This window comes from Paenibacillus sp. CF384, from assembly GCF_900106745.1.
Lineage (GTDB): Bacteria > Bacillota > Bacilli > Paenibacillales > Paenibacillaceae > Paenibacillus_Z.
Genome location: NZ_FNNV01000002.1, coordinates 190,537 through 204,368, shown reverse-complemented (window position 1 = coordinate 204,368; position 13,832 = coordinate 190,537). Strand labels below are relative to the sequence as shown.

Annotated in this window: 11 protein-coding genes; 6 read left to right on the top strand and 5 right to left on the bottom strand. The window is 51.2% G+C overall.

Annotated features, from left to right (window positions below; genetic code table 11):
- The first annotated feature begins 94 nt into the window (after window positions 1-94).
- From BLW29_RS06590 to BLW29_RS06580, 3 genes are all read left to right on the top strand, one after another.
- The gene (locus tag BLW29_RS06590; protein ID WP_371264684.1) at window positions 95-1,042 is read left to right on the top strand and encodes an aldo/keto reductase; all 948 of its coding nucleotides are present in this window, start codon (window positions 95-97) and stop codon (window positions 1,040-1,042) included.
- A gap of 182 nt (window positions 1,043-1,224) precedes the next feature.
- Complete coding sequence (locus BLW29_RS06585; protein WP_256208407.1) at window positions 1,225-2,646, top strand: S41 family peptidase; 1,422 nt, start codon at window positions 1,225-1,227, stop codon at window positions 2,644-2,646.
- A 130-nt stretch (window positions 2,647-2,776) separates the two neighbouring features.
- The gene (locus BLW29_RS06580) at window positions 2,777-4,276 is read left to right on the top strand and encodes an IMP dehydrogenase (protein ID WP_090977501.1); all 1,500 of its coding nucleotides are present in this window, start codon (window positions 2,777-2,779) and stop codon (window positions 4,274-4,276) included.
- Between the two features lie 72 nt (window positions 4,277-4,348).
- Here BLW29_RS06580 and BLW29_RS06575 read toward each other — a convergent pair whose 3' ends face one another.
- Window positions 4,349-4,702, bottom strand: coding sequence for an antibiotic biosynthesis monooxygenase family protein (locus BLW29_RS06575; RefSeq protein WP_090977499.1), 354 nt, complete (start codon window positions 4,700-4,702; stop codon window positions 4,349-4,351).
- A gap of 34 nt (window positions 4,703-4,736) precedes the next feature.
- Window positions 4,737-5,345, bottom strand: coding sequence for a DUF2087 domain-containing protein (locus BLW29_RS06570; RefSeq protein ID WP_090977805.1), 609 nt, complete (start codon window positions 5,343-5,345; stop codon window positions 4,737-4,739).
- 797 nt (window positions 5,346-6,142) lie between these two features.
- Between BLW29_RS06570 and BLW29_RS06560 the strand changes: the two genes are divergently transcribed.
- Window positions 6,143-6,814: an MBL fold metallo-hydrolase gene (locus BLW29_RS06560; protein WP_090977495.1), complete on the top strand. Its 672-nt coding sequence runs from the start codon at window positions 6,143-6,145 to the stop codon at window positions 6,812-6,814.
- On the opposite strand, the gene BLW29_RS06555 is transcribed toward BLW29_RS06560, so the two are convergent.
- The 3 genes from BLW29_RS06555 to BLW29_RS06545 form a co-directional block, all read right to left on the bottom strand.
- The gene (locus BLW29_RS06555; protein WP_090977493.1) at window positions 6,811-7,776 is read right to left on the bottom strand and encodes a helix-turn-helix transcriptional regulator; all 966 of its coding nucleotides are present in this window, start codon (window positions 7,774-7,776) and stop codon (window positions 6,811-6,813) included. The two genes, BLW29_RS06560 and BLW29_RS06555, sit on opposite strands and share 4 nt — an antisense overlap.
- 16 nt (window positions 7,777-7,792) lie before the next feature.
- On the bottom strand, window positions 7,793-8,947 hold the full coding sequence (locus BLW29_RS06550) for an RluA family pseudouridine synthase (protein WP_090977491.1): 1,155 nt from the start codon (window positions 8,945-8,947) through the stop codon (window positions 7,793-7,795).
- A gap of 1,195 nt (window positions 8,948-10,142) precedes the next feature.
- Window positions 10,143-10,976: a phytanoyl-CoA dioxygenase family protein gene (locus BLW29_RS06545; protein ID WP_090977490.1), complete on the bottom strand. Its 834-nt coding sequence runs from the start codon at window positions 10,974-10,976 to the stop codon at window positions 10,143-10,145.
- A 170-nt stretch (window positions 10,977-11,146) separates the two neighbouring features.
- Here BLW29_RS06545 and BLW29_RS06540 point away from each other — a divergent pair, with 170 nt between their 5' ends.
- Window positions 11,147-12,028 carry an AraC family transcriptional regulator gene (locus BLW29_RS06540; RefSeq protein ID WP_090977488.1) on the top strand — a complete coding sequence of 294 codons (882 nt, stop codon included), beginning with the start codon at window positions 11,147-11,149 and terminating at the stop codon, window positions 12,026-12,028.
- A gap of 124 nt (window positions 12,029-12,152) precedes the next feature.
- Window positions 12,153-13,745 (top strand): stalk domain-containing protein, encoded by a 1,593-nt coding sequence (locus BLW29_RS06535; protein WP_090977486.1) that lies wholly within the window; start codon window positions 12,153-12,155, stop codon window positions 13,743-13,745.
- Window positions 13,746-13,832: the final 87 nt, after the last annotated feature.

Below are 13,832 nucleotides of genomic sequence, written 5' to 3'. Positions count from 1 at the left end.
AATATCGTTGTAGTCTATGCAATATATTTCGATTTTTGAAAGTGAATTCCTTTACTATAATGATCAATATAACGATATGAAGGAGCGCAGATGGATGACGACTATGAAACGAATCGCAATTGCAGGCATTGAGCAAGGTGTTACGCAGCTCATACAAGGCTCAATGATGCTTGATATTAATCGAATGGATTATTCCGCTGAGCTGCTTGATGCATATGTCGCTGCCGGAGGCAACGCTATTGATACCGGACATATTTACGGCGCGAGCTCGGCACAGGCAATCGGACAATGGATGGCAGATCGGGGGAACCGCAGCGAAATCGTCATCGTCGGGAAAGGCGCGCATCCCTATGAGCAATCCCGAATGACCAAAACCTGCATTCAAAGCGATTTGGTGGAGTCGCTTGAGCGGCTGCAAACGGATTACATGGATATGTACATGCTTCATCGCGACGATCCTAACGTGAACGTCGGATACATTCTTGAGGGACTCAACGATCAGCTGGCAGCCGGTCGCTGCCGTGCAATCGGCGCATCGAACTGGAGCGTGGCACGCATTCAAGAGGCTAACAACTATGCAGCCAAACACGGGATGACAGGCTTTGCTTGCAGCAGTCCGAACTTGGCGCTGGCACGACCTAATGAGGCGCGCTGGGCAGGCTGCGTAACGACAACGGCAGAGGACGAAGCATGGCATGAGCAATCGCAGCTGCCGATCTTATCTTGGTCTTCGCAATCCGGCGGGTTCTTCACGGACCGCTATTCGGAAGATAATCGCGAGGATGCCGAGATGGTTCGCGTCAATTACAGCGCCGATAACTGGGAGCGTAAGCGCAGGGCGACGCTGCTGGCGGAGAAATACGGCGTAACCGCTAACCACATCGCACTGGCCTATGTATTGAATCAGCCATTCCCGGTTGCAGCTATCATCGGACCGCATAAACCAAGCGAGCTGCATGACAGCCTCAAGGCATTGCCGGTTACGCTGACTGATGCCGAGCGCGATTGGCTGAACCTGCTTACAGAGAAAGCGGCGCTGTAGCCAACCAACATACCTGAAATTCAAGGGCGTTCCCTTGCACGAACAGACTGCTGCAGCCATGCAGCGACGAGGTCTGTTTCATGTGCGCGGGAACGTCTTTTTGCTTGAACTGGGCGGAACTTGCGACAGCCGCTCGAATGCGATAGAGTGAGTTACAGGTTCATTTTGGAAGAGGTGTCTAGGTGAGTATTTATGGTGAGAAAGCGGTAAAACAGCGGCGGCGCGTTTCCATGGCTGTGCTGCTGACAGTGGCGGTAGTGGTCGGATTTGCAGGGGGAAGGTTCAGTATGATGCTTCAATACCCCATTATGAAGGAGCCCGCATTCCGCAATTTATCTTACGCGTATAAAGAAATCATGAATCGTTACTTGGAAGGCGCGGATTCGAAGGCACTCATCGACGGTGCTGCGGAAGGCATGGTCGGCTCGCTTGGCGATCCTTATTCGGTCTACTTAACGGGAGATCGTGGGGAGCAGTACATAAGCTCGTATGAGGACCATTTTGTCGGGATCGGCGTTGAAATTCGTGAGGAAGATGGCCGGTTTATTATCGATAAATTGATTAAGAGCGCTCCGGCGGAGAAGTCGGGCTTGAAGGCCGGCGACGTGTTTGTCTCGATCGACGGCACATCGGCTAAGGGACTCGACTTAACGAAGCTGAAGGAGCTTGTGCAAGGCAAAGAAGGAACGACTGCTAAGCTGACGGTAGAGCGTGAGAGCTCAAACAAACCGCTCGCTATATCTGTTGTGCGCGGTGCCGTTCCGGTGCTCACGGTTACTTCGAAGATGTTGTCAGACGGAATAGGTGAAATTACCATCAGCCGGTTTGCCGAGAAGACCTCGGATGAATTTAATGCTGCCACTGAAGCACTGCAGAAGAAAGGAATGAAGTCGCTTCTGCTCGATCTGCGCGGTAACCCGGGCGGGTTGCTGGAGCCGACCATTACGATTGCTAATCGGTTTGTTCCGAAAGGGAAAACAATCGTACAGGTCGTGTATAAGGGCGAGACACGCGTTATTACACATACATCAAGTCAGAAAGAACCATGGAAGCTGCCGATTGCGATTCTGGTGGATGCTCATACGGCAAGCTCTGCCGAGGTGCTGACTGCAGCGCTTAAAACAACTGCGGGTGCCAAAGTCGTAGGGCAGAAAACCTTCGGCAAAGGGATCGTGCAGAACTTCCGTCAATTGAAGGATGGTTCTGTGCTTAAGCTGACGGAGGCGCAGTGGCGTTCACCGGATGGACAATGGATTCATAAGAAAGGCATTGTGCCGGAATATGCGGTGGCAGCACCGGATTATATACAATTACCACGTCTTGCAGCCGGATTGAAGCTGGGGATTGGCGATTATGGCGACAAGGTACAGACGGTGCAGAGCATGCTGCAAGTACTCGGTTATGCAGTAGGAGCCGGTAAAGGGATTTATGATGAAGACACAGCTTCAGCCGTTCGCAGCTTCCAAGCGAGTGAGGATCTGCCGCAAACCGGTGCGATGAATGATAAGACCGCCTACCGTATGATGGTGAAGGTGACGAGTAAATTCGAGGTCGAAGATCCACAACTTATCAAAGCGGTTTCTTTGCTCCAAGCTGCCAAGTAGCAACCTTTTCGGCGAAATCGTCGTTGAAATACTGGAGTAAAGTCGAACGACAACTTCCATTGCGCGATTGTGATCGCTGTGATATGCTTGTAAGAATTTATCCGGAATTGGATTGCAGGAGGCGACATCTTTGGCTCATTATTACATGGAACCATCCCGCACCTTTAGCGAATTTCTACTGGTGCCGAATTTGACCACGAAGGATTGTAATCCTTCAAACGTAAGTCTCAAAACACCGATCGTGAAGTTCAAGAAAGGTGAGAAACCGGCCTATTCCTTGAATATTCCGTTCTCATCCGCTGTAATGCAGGCTGTATCCGACGATCGTATGGCTGTTGCTCTTGCACGAAGCGGGGGGATCTCGTTTATCTTCGGCTCTCAATCTGTGGAAAGCCAAGCGGAGATGGTGCGTAAAGCGAAGAGCTACAAGGCGGGCTTCGTTGTCAGCCGCTCGAACCTGACGCCAGAGCACACCTTGAAGGATGTGCTGGAGCTCAAAGAGCGTACCGGCCATTCCACCGTTGCGATTACAAGCGACGGTTCACCGAAAGGCAGGCTGGTCGGCATAGTAACCGGCCGTGATTATCGGATCAGCCGTGACCCGCAGTCCAAGACGGTTAGTGAGTTCATGACACCGTTCTCGAAGCTGATTTATGGCAAGTCCGGGATTACGCTTTCGGAAGCGAATGATCTCATCTGGGATCACAAGCTGAACTGTTTGCCTGTCGTAGACGAGCAGGGCAATTTGGATTATTTGGTTTTCCGTAAGGATTATGATGAGCACAAAGAAAACCCGTCCGAGCTGCTGGATGCGAATAAGAGTTATATCGTAGGCGCGGGTATTAATACGAAAGACTATACGGAACGTGTACCTGCACTTGTCGCGGCTGGCGTGGATGTGCTTGTTATCGATTCCTCCGACGGCTATTCGGAATGGCAGAAGGAAACGATTGCTTTCGTGAAATCAAACTCCGATGTCAAGATCGGCGCAGGTAACGTAGTTGACCGCGAAGGTTTCCTCTATCTGGTAGAAGCAGGCGCAGACTTTATTAAAGTCGGTATCGGCGGCGGTTCCATCTGCATTACGCGAGAACAGAAGGGGATTGGCCGCGGGCAAGCTTCGGCGATGATCGAGGTTGCTGCAGCGCGCGACGAGTATTTCCAGCAAACCGGCATCTATGTGCCGATCTGTTCGGATGGCGGTATCGTGCATGACTATCACATTACGCTGGCGCTAGCGATGGGGGCGGACTTCGTTATGATGGGCCGTTATTTTGCCCGTTTCGATGAGAGCCCGACTCGCAAGCTGAAGGTCGGCAACAACTTTGTAAAAGAGTTCTGGGGCGAAGGCTCCAATCGTGCGCGCAACTGGGAGCGTTACGACACCGGCGGCAAAGCGGGCCTGATGTTCGAGGAAGGCGTAGACTCTTACGTTCCTTACGCGGGAAGCTTGCACGAGAACTTGAGCAAGACGATTCACAAAATCAAATCGACCATGTGCAACTGCGGATCGCTTACCATCCCAGAACTGCAGCAGAATGCGCGGATTACGCTGGTTTCGGCGACGAGCATTATTGAGGGCGGCGCGCATGACGTTATTTTGAAAGAAAACAGCATTGCCGGAGAATAATTATAATAGGGCTGCTCGGATGGAATCTGCAACGATTCGCCGGGCAGCCCTTTTCTTTGCTACATGTTAATACTAGAAAAAATAATTACGCTCCACACGGCTGATTCGCACGCCGTAGGAGGCGTACCAGTCAGTTCTGCCTTTATCCTGCGCGGTCAGGTGGCGAGGATTGGCTTTCCAATTCTTAATGGCATCCAAGGATTCCCAGTAGGAAACGGTGATGCCGAGCCCATTGCTGTCGCGTGCGCTTTCAACGCCAAGGAAACCAGGCTGCACGGATGCGAGTTTGCTCATCTGTTCTGCCATATCGCCGTAGCCGTTGTCGCCGGCTGTCCGGAGCGAGGAGAAGATGACGGCGTAATAAGGAGGCTCCGGTGTCTTGGCGATGCCGGAAGGCTCTTGATGCTCGTTCGAATGGCTGCTCATCGGTTGTACTACCTCCCAAATAGAATCGATTGGATTAGGATAACGTTTCCCAGCGTTCCCACATTTCTTGCGGGTTCCGCTCATACACTTCCTGCTCGCGGTACAAGTAAGCATGCATGATAAACTCGCGGCGAATGGTGGCGAAGTCGGGATGGAACTGCTTGATAAATGCGTTGAGCTCCTTCTCGGTGTAGCTTCTGCCTTCCTCCAGTTTCTGCGCCAAATGCTCCAGCACGATCCGTTTCTTCTTCAGTTGAGCGGGGATATGCTTAAGCTTACCATCTGCAGTGATGAAATTGCGCAGGACGGATTGTTTTAATCGTTCGTTCTTCTCGTCCATAGGTTCGATCTCCTTCGTTTCCTTAATTGCAGGCTGCGTAAGGATTGCTTGCAGCGAGCCTTCGTATTGCCTTAGAAAATAATGATCCAGCGAGAAGAAAATCGCATTCTTGTCGCGGCGTTCGTGAATGAGGCTGACTGCCCGTAGTTTGGCGGCATGATGCGTGATGGTAGCGGGGGATAGGCAAAGCTTCTCCGCAAGCAGTTGTCCGGTCATTTCACCTTCCGCCAGCAAAATAAGCATACGGATGCGAGTAGGATCAGCGAGTGCTTTATGATAGTTGACGATCTTATCAAGCTGCATCATGGCTGTGGCCTGCCTTTCGATATATGTTAGATGTTCATCTAATTAGAAGATAATCTAATTAGATGAACATGTCAATCCGCAATATGTAAAATAGGCATCGTATGGATTCGCGGTTTCGCCATGAACGCAATATAATAGGGATTTCGCTTGTCTATGACAACCGAAATCCCTATCGATAAGAACCGTTCCTATTCAATTTGGATACTGCAACTCCATTCTAATTTCCAAACAACAACCGTTGCTAATCAAATTTCGGACTGATCTTGCTCTTACAGTTGACTGTTGATGGATCCTCATTCTTAGATTTTTGGTGATCTGACCATTGTCATTCAATTGCTTACTGTTTCCCGCATGCCCCGAAAACAATTATACCGGATAACTCCTTTCCCGAATCATTGAGGGACATACTTCGCTAACCTTCTTCAATGGACTATCCCCTCTCACAGAAAGTGGAGATCTTCTCGATCAACCTGCTTTCGTCTCTACCCGAACCTCTCGGCTTGGGGGTGAGCTGCTTGTTTGATCTGACCTTAGTGTACAGGCAACTCGCCTATTATGTAAATATTCAGAAAAATCAAAATAATGCCGATATGATAAAAAATCCGCATGTTATCTCGTCTTCTCTCGCGATTCTTTACAATTCCTCCATATATCGAAAAATGTCGTTTTGTGAAGTTAGGAGAAATGATGTTGACAGAACGGGAGACGAAGCATATATTATAACCAGTGGTTAGTAACCGTTGGTTATGAATTGACGAAGCTGTGTATAATCATGGAATAGGAGTGGATAGCGTATGAAAACCGAGCAAATTTCAGAGCATGTATGGTGTTTACGGACATGGATGATCATCCCCTTCCGGGTATGGGTGGTACGCGAGGAGGATGGCGTTACGCTGGTGGATGCGGGCATTCCGCTCATGACGAAAGGTATTATTTCTTTTATAGATGGATTGCAGGCGGGGCCGCTGAAGCGTATTGTGCTTACTCACGGGCATTCGGATCATGTAGGTGCGATTACGGGATTATTGGCTCGATACCCGGATGCCGAAGTCTATGCGCATGAAGTTGAATTTCCGTATATGGAGGGAAGCAAGCCTTATCCGGGGCGCAAGAAAGCGGGGCAGACAGTCAAAGCAGGATTGGCCAAACGGCTGGGGCAGGTTAATGGGGAGCTTGCCAATGTCGGCAGCTTGAGCGTGTATCATACGCCGGGTCATGCACCTGGGCATGTGGTGTATTTCCATGAGCAGGATGGCATGCTGTTGGCGGGAGATCTGTTTACTTCGAAGAAAGGCCGTTTGCGCAGGCCGATGGCGATGTTTACGGCAGACATGGCAGAAGCGATTCGCAGCAGCGAGATCGTACGGAAGCTGAAGCCCAAACGATTGGAGATTTGTCATGGAGGACCGGTTATGCAGCCCGCTGCACAGCTCGATGAGTACCAAGCTGCAAGCAGGGCGCATTAACGGGAATGGTGCTGAAGAAGCTTGCCGGCTATTTCGACCAATTTATCCTGCAGCAGCAACGGCTCCAGCACTTGAATGCGAGTTCCGAAGCTGAGCAGGTGATAAGGTACGAAGGATTGAAGCAAATGCTCCTCTATCATAAAGTGGGCGGTATCGGCGGAACGATTGACGAGCGCGTCACTGAACAACCAAATTTCGCTTAGTGCATTCAGTGCTTGCAGGTTGCCTTGAATGACGACAGAGGTGAGCTGAACGTCACCTTCGGGTTGTCGTTTTAGATTCTGGAGTAGAAACGAACGTGCCGAGAAAGCCTCGGGACGTTCGAATACGTGGTCCGTACCGTTCAGCGCCGTAATGCGGTCCACACGGAAGCTCCGCGTGGATTGCCGGAGATGGCAATGCGCGATCATGTACCATTTGCCTCTCCAATGCACGAGGCCGTAGGGGTCGATTGAACGCTCCTGTTCGTCCAGACCGTAGCCTTTCTGATACACCATATGCTGCGTCGTGCAGCTTGCGACGGACTGCTCCAGCTGTTGAAGGAATCCCTCGATATTGGATTGTGGAGCGGTTGGATTACCAACCTCGAACCCTATCATATGCCGTTCAATCTCGCTGCGCTGCGCCTCATTGGTGTAGCGTTTTAATTTGGTAACGGCTTGTTTCAGCACGTCACCGTAGGGATAACCCGCTTCCTGTGCGAAGAGTGCGGCATGGATGAGCGCCTTTTGCTCCTCCAGATCGAAGAAGAGCGGGGATTCCTTGAAATGCTCAAGCAGGCTGTACCCGCCATTATGGCCGGAGTCGGCTACAATCGGGACGCCGCTCGCACAGAGCGCATCGATGTAGCGGTATACGGTTCGGATGTGCATTTCCAGGGAGTCAGCCAGCTGCTTGGCGGTCATGCGTTTGTTTGCTTTGAGCAGCCACAGAATGGCCAGCATGTTGTCTGCTTTGGACAAGGTGGCTGCCTCCTTATTATTTGGGAATAAAGCCGTCCTTGAACGGATTCAAGAATAGCTTCGGAATATCGGTCTCGAAGCGAACAAGTTTGCCTGTCGACGGATGCAAGAAAGCTAAGAGCCGCGCATGGAGACCGAGGCGAGGAATGGCTCTGGATTTCGAGCCGTACTTCTTATCGCCGACAATCGGATGCCCGATATCTTCCATGTGGACGCGGATTTGATTTTTGCGGCCGGTTTCAAGCGATACCTCGAGCAGGGAGTAATTCCGATTGCTCTGCAGCACTTTGTAGTGCGTTACGGCATGCTGGGCGTCGGTTGGATTGGAGGTGGAGTACATTTTGAGCGTCTTGCTTTCTTTGAGATACGACGAAATGGTGCCTTCCTGCTTCTTGACTTGTCCTTCGACAAGCGCGATGTACGTACGTTCCTTTACCGTGTCCTGCCACGTATGCTGAAGCTCTTGCTGTACGCGTTCACTCTTCGCGAACATCATGACGCCGGAAGTATCGCGGTCCAGTCGATGGACAACGAAGATCCGATTGTTTGGATCCGTCAGGCGAACATGTGCAGTTAGCTGGCGATAGGCGGTCAGCTCCGACTCTTGATCGGAGGCGATGGACAGCAGTCCCGCTTCCTTCACAACGACGATGAGATCATCATCTTCATAAAGAATCGACAGCCCAATCAGCGGAGGCGCCTCAACGATGCGCTCTTTGGACACGGTTACGGTTTGTCCGGGCTTCAGCGCGTAGTTGAACACTTTCTGCGTCTTGCCGTCCACCGCGATTTGCCCCCGGCTCAGCATCGCCTTAATGGCGTTGCGGCCTTCGCCTTTGACGGTTTGGAGCAAGAACGCCAGCAGCTCGGCGTTTTCTTGCACGGGGTAGCTGCGGCTCGGCGCCGGCGCAGCTTGGCGCGGCGCTGCTTTGGCGGCGCCTCGCGGAGCGGAAGCGCCGCGGGAGCCGGCGGCGAAGCTGGCGAAGCCAGGCTTGCCGCGCGAAGCGGAAGCGCCGCGGTAGTCGGCAGCGGAGCCGGCGAAGCCGGGCTTGCCGCGCGAAGCGGAAGCGCCGCGGGAAGCTCCCGATTCGGATCTACCGAATGCCGCGGACTGCCTGTTCCCGGTATTCGTTTTGTGCTTAGGTGATCGTGGTTGTTGCTTATTATCCATCTATAACGCTCCTAGTACGAATTGTATATTCATTTTACTATACCGAAAGAAGCGCGGTCATACAAATAAGTCATTGTTGGCGGTGTGGGCGATACTTGTGTGGTGAGCGTATAGGTTGCTCGAAATGTTACTGGTATGAGCAGGTTTAGTATGTTGCGGCTTGCTTTCGGATAGCATTAAGAGGATATTCCGCTTAAGAAGTGGCACAATCACCAAAACTAGAGTAAATTCATCCATTCTTGAAGCTGTAAGAGAATATCCCGCTTAAAACATCAAAATGGGGTCGAAGTAGGGCGCATAAGAGGATATACCGCTAAAGTAGTGGCACAATCGCCAAAACTAGAGTAAATTCATCCATTCTTGAAGCTGTAAGAGGATATCCCTCTTATAACATCAAAATGAGGTCGAAGTGGAGCACATAAGAGGATATACCGCTTAAGAAGTGGCACAATTGCCAAAAATGAACTCTCACCAATCTAAACAGCCCAAACTAACCCATAACTCCCGTTCCGGAAACTGAGAGACGCCAAACGCGACTCTCACCTCCAAAACCATGAAAAAATTAGGCTGAGAGTAGGAAAAACCGACTCTCAGCCAAACTAACCCCATAACAACCGTTCCAGTAGCTGAGAGTCGCCAAACGCGGCTCTCACCTCCAAAACCATGAAAAAATAAGGCTGAGAGTAGGAAAAACCAACTCTCAGCCTCCAAACTAACCCCATAACAACCGTTCCGGTAACTGAGAGTCGCCAAACGCGACTCTCACCTCAAAAACCATGAAAAAATTAGGCTGAGAGTAGGAAAAACCGACTCTCAGCCTCTAAACTAGCCCCATAACTACCGTTCCAGCAGCTGAGAGACGCCAAACGCGTCGCCAAATGCGACTCTCACCTCCAAAACCAAGAGAAAATAAGGCTGAGAGTAGGAAAACCGATTCTCAACCTCCAAACTAACCCCCATATCTACCGTTCCGGTAACTGAGAGTCGCCAAACGCGACTCTCACCGCCAAAACCAAGAGAAAATAAAGCTGAGAGACGCCAAACCCGACTCTCAGCTTCTAAACTAACCCCATAACTCCCGTTCCGGTACGGAAACTGAGAGTCCCCAACCGCGACTCTTACGAGCACCGGCCCTTCGCCACCGCCACCGCCTAAACAAAAAACCGAGGCGCAAGCGCGCCTCGGCTCCAATCACTTACACCTGTACCCCTTGCCTCCGGTACACCTCCGGAAAATGCTCCCCGACCAGCAGCTCGCCCGGCTGGACGTTCACATAAGAGAGCATGACGTGCTCGCCTACAGGCTCGTAGCGGGTATGGCCCGGCATATAATGAACCGCGATAGCGCGGCGTTTCATGTCGGAGCGATTATGCGGGCTGCCGTGCCAAGTCAGGCAGTGGTGGTAGCCCACTTGGCCTTTCTTGATTTCGAACGGCACCGCTTCGACGACGGCGTTGTTGGGCAGCATCTCCGGACGCTTGTGGAACGGCTTGAATTCCTTCGTGCTCGAGAGGTAGCGCTGGTGGTTGCCCCACTTGTGACTGCCCGGCACCATCCACATACAGCCGTTCTCGATGACGGCATCATCAAGCGCGACCCAAGCACTCACAAGATCAGCAGGCTGGATGATCGGCCACAGCGGATGATCCTGATGCCAAGCAGTCGGTCCGCCGGTTACCGGAGGCTTATACTGAATTTGATCATGCCAGATCCGCAGCGAGTTGGTGTGCGACAGTTGTGCAACCTCCTCGCAGATGACCGGATGAGCGGCATGCTGCAAGAATCGATCACTTGCGAGCCAAATATTCACGATTTGAACGACTTTCTCGCTCGCGATCATTTTCATATTGTCGTAAGGGGAGTCCGATGAGAGCATATTGTGGTTCAGAACCGGCTTCGTCACGGATTCACCATTCATGACTTTATCCAATTCTTCACGCAGCGCCTCAACCTCCGAATCGCTGAGCACGACGTCGCCTTTCAGAAACCCGTTGTTTTCAAATTCCTCAATCTGTGCTTGACTTAACATAGTATAATTCCTCCCTGACCCCTAGTTAGTTTGCTTTGCCTGAACTGCTATGTGCTAAGCATATAGCAGATTGAAAGCGGTGTATTTACACATACACAAGAGGGCTTTGCACTTTTCTAATATTGTTTCAACTATTGTTTCAACTATTGTGATGAAGGAGTTGAGCCCACTTGTCGCTGCCACATCCCGAATATGTAATCGGAGCGATCGAAGAGCTGCTGCCTACCGTAAATTTCGCAAGCCATGCCCTAGCAGAGCCACAGATGGTATTCGGACCTCGAATCATCCCGGATTACCAGCTATTCTACATCCTCTCAGGAGAAGCCGAAGTGTGTATCGGATCTGAACGCTGCATCCTGGGACCGGGAGACAGCGCGCTCTATGGCCCTCATTGTCCACATAAATTGACCATTTCCAGTGAGGTCGTCTTTATCGGCATCCATTTCACCTACCGCGGATCGACACTTGAGCCCGTGCATCCCGCTTTTTCAATTGAGAGCTGTAGTGAGGAGACACTTCTAGCGAGCAGGAGAAGCAGCTATAAACTCGACATTGCAGGCCAAGAGGGGCTGGAGCTGCCGCCTTTTTTCACGATACCAGGTCTTGAACCGATACTGATGCGGATTGTAAAAGAGTACTTAAACGAACAGCCCGGCTACACGATTGTGATGCGCGCTCTCATGACAGAGCTGCTGGCGACTATTGTGCGGAACCAGCTGACGAAACGGCCGAAGTCGCAGGAGCAGCGCAAGATCGATCCGGCTCTTCATGCCATGAATAAGGAACCGGAGAAGAACTGGAGCGTCGCCGAGCTCGCTGCGCTATGCGGTTACCATGTGATCTATTTCTCTTCGTTATTTCGCAAATGCACCGGGGAGAGTCCCAAGCAGTATCTCATCTCCGAGCGAATTCGCAAGGCCAAGTACTACTTGTTAAGCGGGGACAAAATGGAGGTTATTGCGGAGCGGCTCGGCTATGCGAGCGTTCATTATTTTTCGCGGAATTTCAAAGAAGAGACGGGGCTCACGCCCACGGAATTCAAGCAGCAGTAGCATAAGTTTTTCAAGTTGTCCCATGGTTTTCTAGCATCTAGCAATCTGCATTTGATAGACAAAATAGAGGGTGAATGATACGATGGTTTGATGTAAGATTTAGGGATTATTGGAGGAAACACGCGTGAGTCTGACTATGAAATTGAAGCAAAAATGGCTCTTATCCGTCTTATCCGCAGGACTTGTATTCGCACCGCTTTCCATGAACGTGAAACTGAATTCAGCTGAAGCCGCAACAGCAGGCACAGCAGCACCAACTCAGGCAGCCTATGCCTCCGCAACGGCTGCTGCTAAATCGAATAACCAAACAACTTCTGTCTTCGTAGACGGGAAGAAGCTATCGACCAGCCCCTCGCCGCTAACATTGAAAGGGACGACTTTTGTTCCTATGCGAGTGATCTTTACAGCGTTAAGAGCAAGCGTAACCTGGGAACCGACGACCAAGACTATTATTGCTGTTAAGGGACGTACAACGATATCCCTGCAGCTTGGCAATAAGAAAGCGGTCAAGAATGGCAAGACCATTCTGCTTACGCAAGCACCGCAGCAGTTGAATGGCGCTACAATGGTGCCGCTTCGTTTCATTGCAGAGGCGCTTGGAGCCGATGTGCAGTTCGATTCAGCGAAACACGTGATTCGCATCACGTCAGCCGAGGCTATCGAACAGAAGCAGCAGAATGCCAAGGATCTGGCTGAGCAAGAGAAACATCCCGTTCTTATGACGACCAAACAAATCGTCGCGAAGAACGATAATAAGGTCGTCATGATCGTGACGGACACGGCGCAAGGCAGTGGCGTTGTCATTGGCAAAGATGAAATTCTGACCAATTATCATGTCATAGCGGATGCGACCAAAGGAAGCGCGCTGCTTCTGAATGGCACAGAACTGGAAATCCAAGGCGTAGTCGGGTATAACGAGAATTACGATCTCGCTATCGTGAAGACGAAGACCGCGCTGAAGGTGGACCCCGTTGATATCGGAGTCGGCGCATCCAAAGGCGATCATGTCGTTGCGATCGGCAGTCCGCTGGGTCTGCAGAATACGATCTCTGACGGCGTAATCAGCAACATTACCTTTGATGGCGCACAATATTATCAAATCAGCGTGCCAATCGATCACGGCAGTTCCGGCGGCGGTTTGTTCAATGATTACGGCGAGTTGATCGGGATTACGTCTGCGGGTATTGATACTACGCAGGCTGATTTGAATTTCGCGGTATCTTCTATGAATATCTTAATGCTGAAATACGATTTGGAAGAAACACCGCCGAAGAAGATCGAATTCCTGCCTCCTACTCTTCCGGCGACACTGGTAGGGGAATCAACCGATACGATTAAGCAACTGATTAAGGATCAATTCGCGGAGCTGCAAACGACAGGCGGCACAACGGAGCTCGGTCAAGTGGACGTGAAGCGGGATGCGCAAGGGTGGCTCGTCGTAAGCGCCGTAATCGATCCGGCGATCTATATGCAGTACGGTCATGCGTCCAGTGAAGAGTTGCGCACATGGGCACTGAACACCGGTTATGAGCTGCGCCGCATGCTCCCGGACGATACGATCCAACTGCTTGTGTATTATGATCAAGAGTTCAGCTTCGAGCCGCGCGGCTTCGCGCAGGATGAAGTAACCGCGCTTGGCAACGGCAAATGGCGCGTGAAATTCCCGGTTATTTCGTACCAAGGCAAAGATAAAGTATTCGTAAGCGTCCGCGCATAGCGGATGGAGCAGTCCGGTTGAGCCAGGCAGGATGCGTTAGCGTCCGCCGAGCCCAAGGGGCTGCTCTTCTTTTTTAAGTTGATTTTC

What these genes read in the sequence shown, in the direction of transcription:
- BLW29_RS06575 (WP_090977499.1), bottom strand. Translation starts at nt 4,702, where the DNA reads ATGAGCAGCCATTCGAACGAGCATCAAGAGCCTTCCGGCATCGCCAAG.
- BLW29_RS06570 (WP_090977805.1), bottom strand. Translation starts at nt 5,345, where the DNA reads ATGCAGCTTGATAAGATCGTCAACTATCATAAAGCACTCGCTGATCCT.
- BLW29_RS06590 (WP_371264684.1), top strand. Translation starts at nt 95, where the DNA reads ATGACGACTATGAAACGAATCGCAATTGCAGGCATTGAGCAAGGTGTT.
- BLW29_RS06550 (WP_090977491.1), bottom strand. Translation starts at nt 8,947, where the DNA reads ATGGATAATAAGCAACAACCACGATCACCTAAGCACAAAACGAATACC.
- BLW29_RS06560 (WP_090977495.1), top strand. Translation starts at nt 6,143, where the DNA reads ATGAAAACCGAGCAAATTTCAGAGCATGTATGGTGTTTACGGACATGG.
- BLW29_RS06545 (WP_090977490.1), bottom strand. Translation starts at nt 10,976, where the DNA reads ATGTTAAGTCAAGCACAGATTGAGGAATTTGAAAACAACGGGTTTCTG.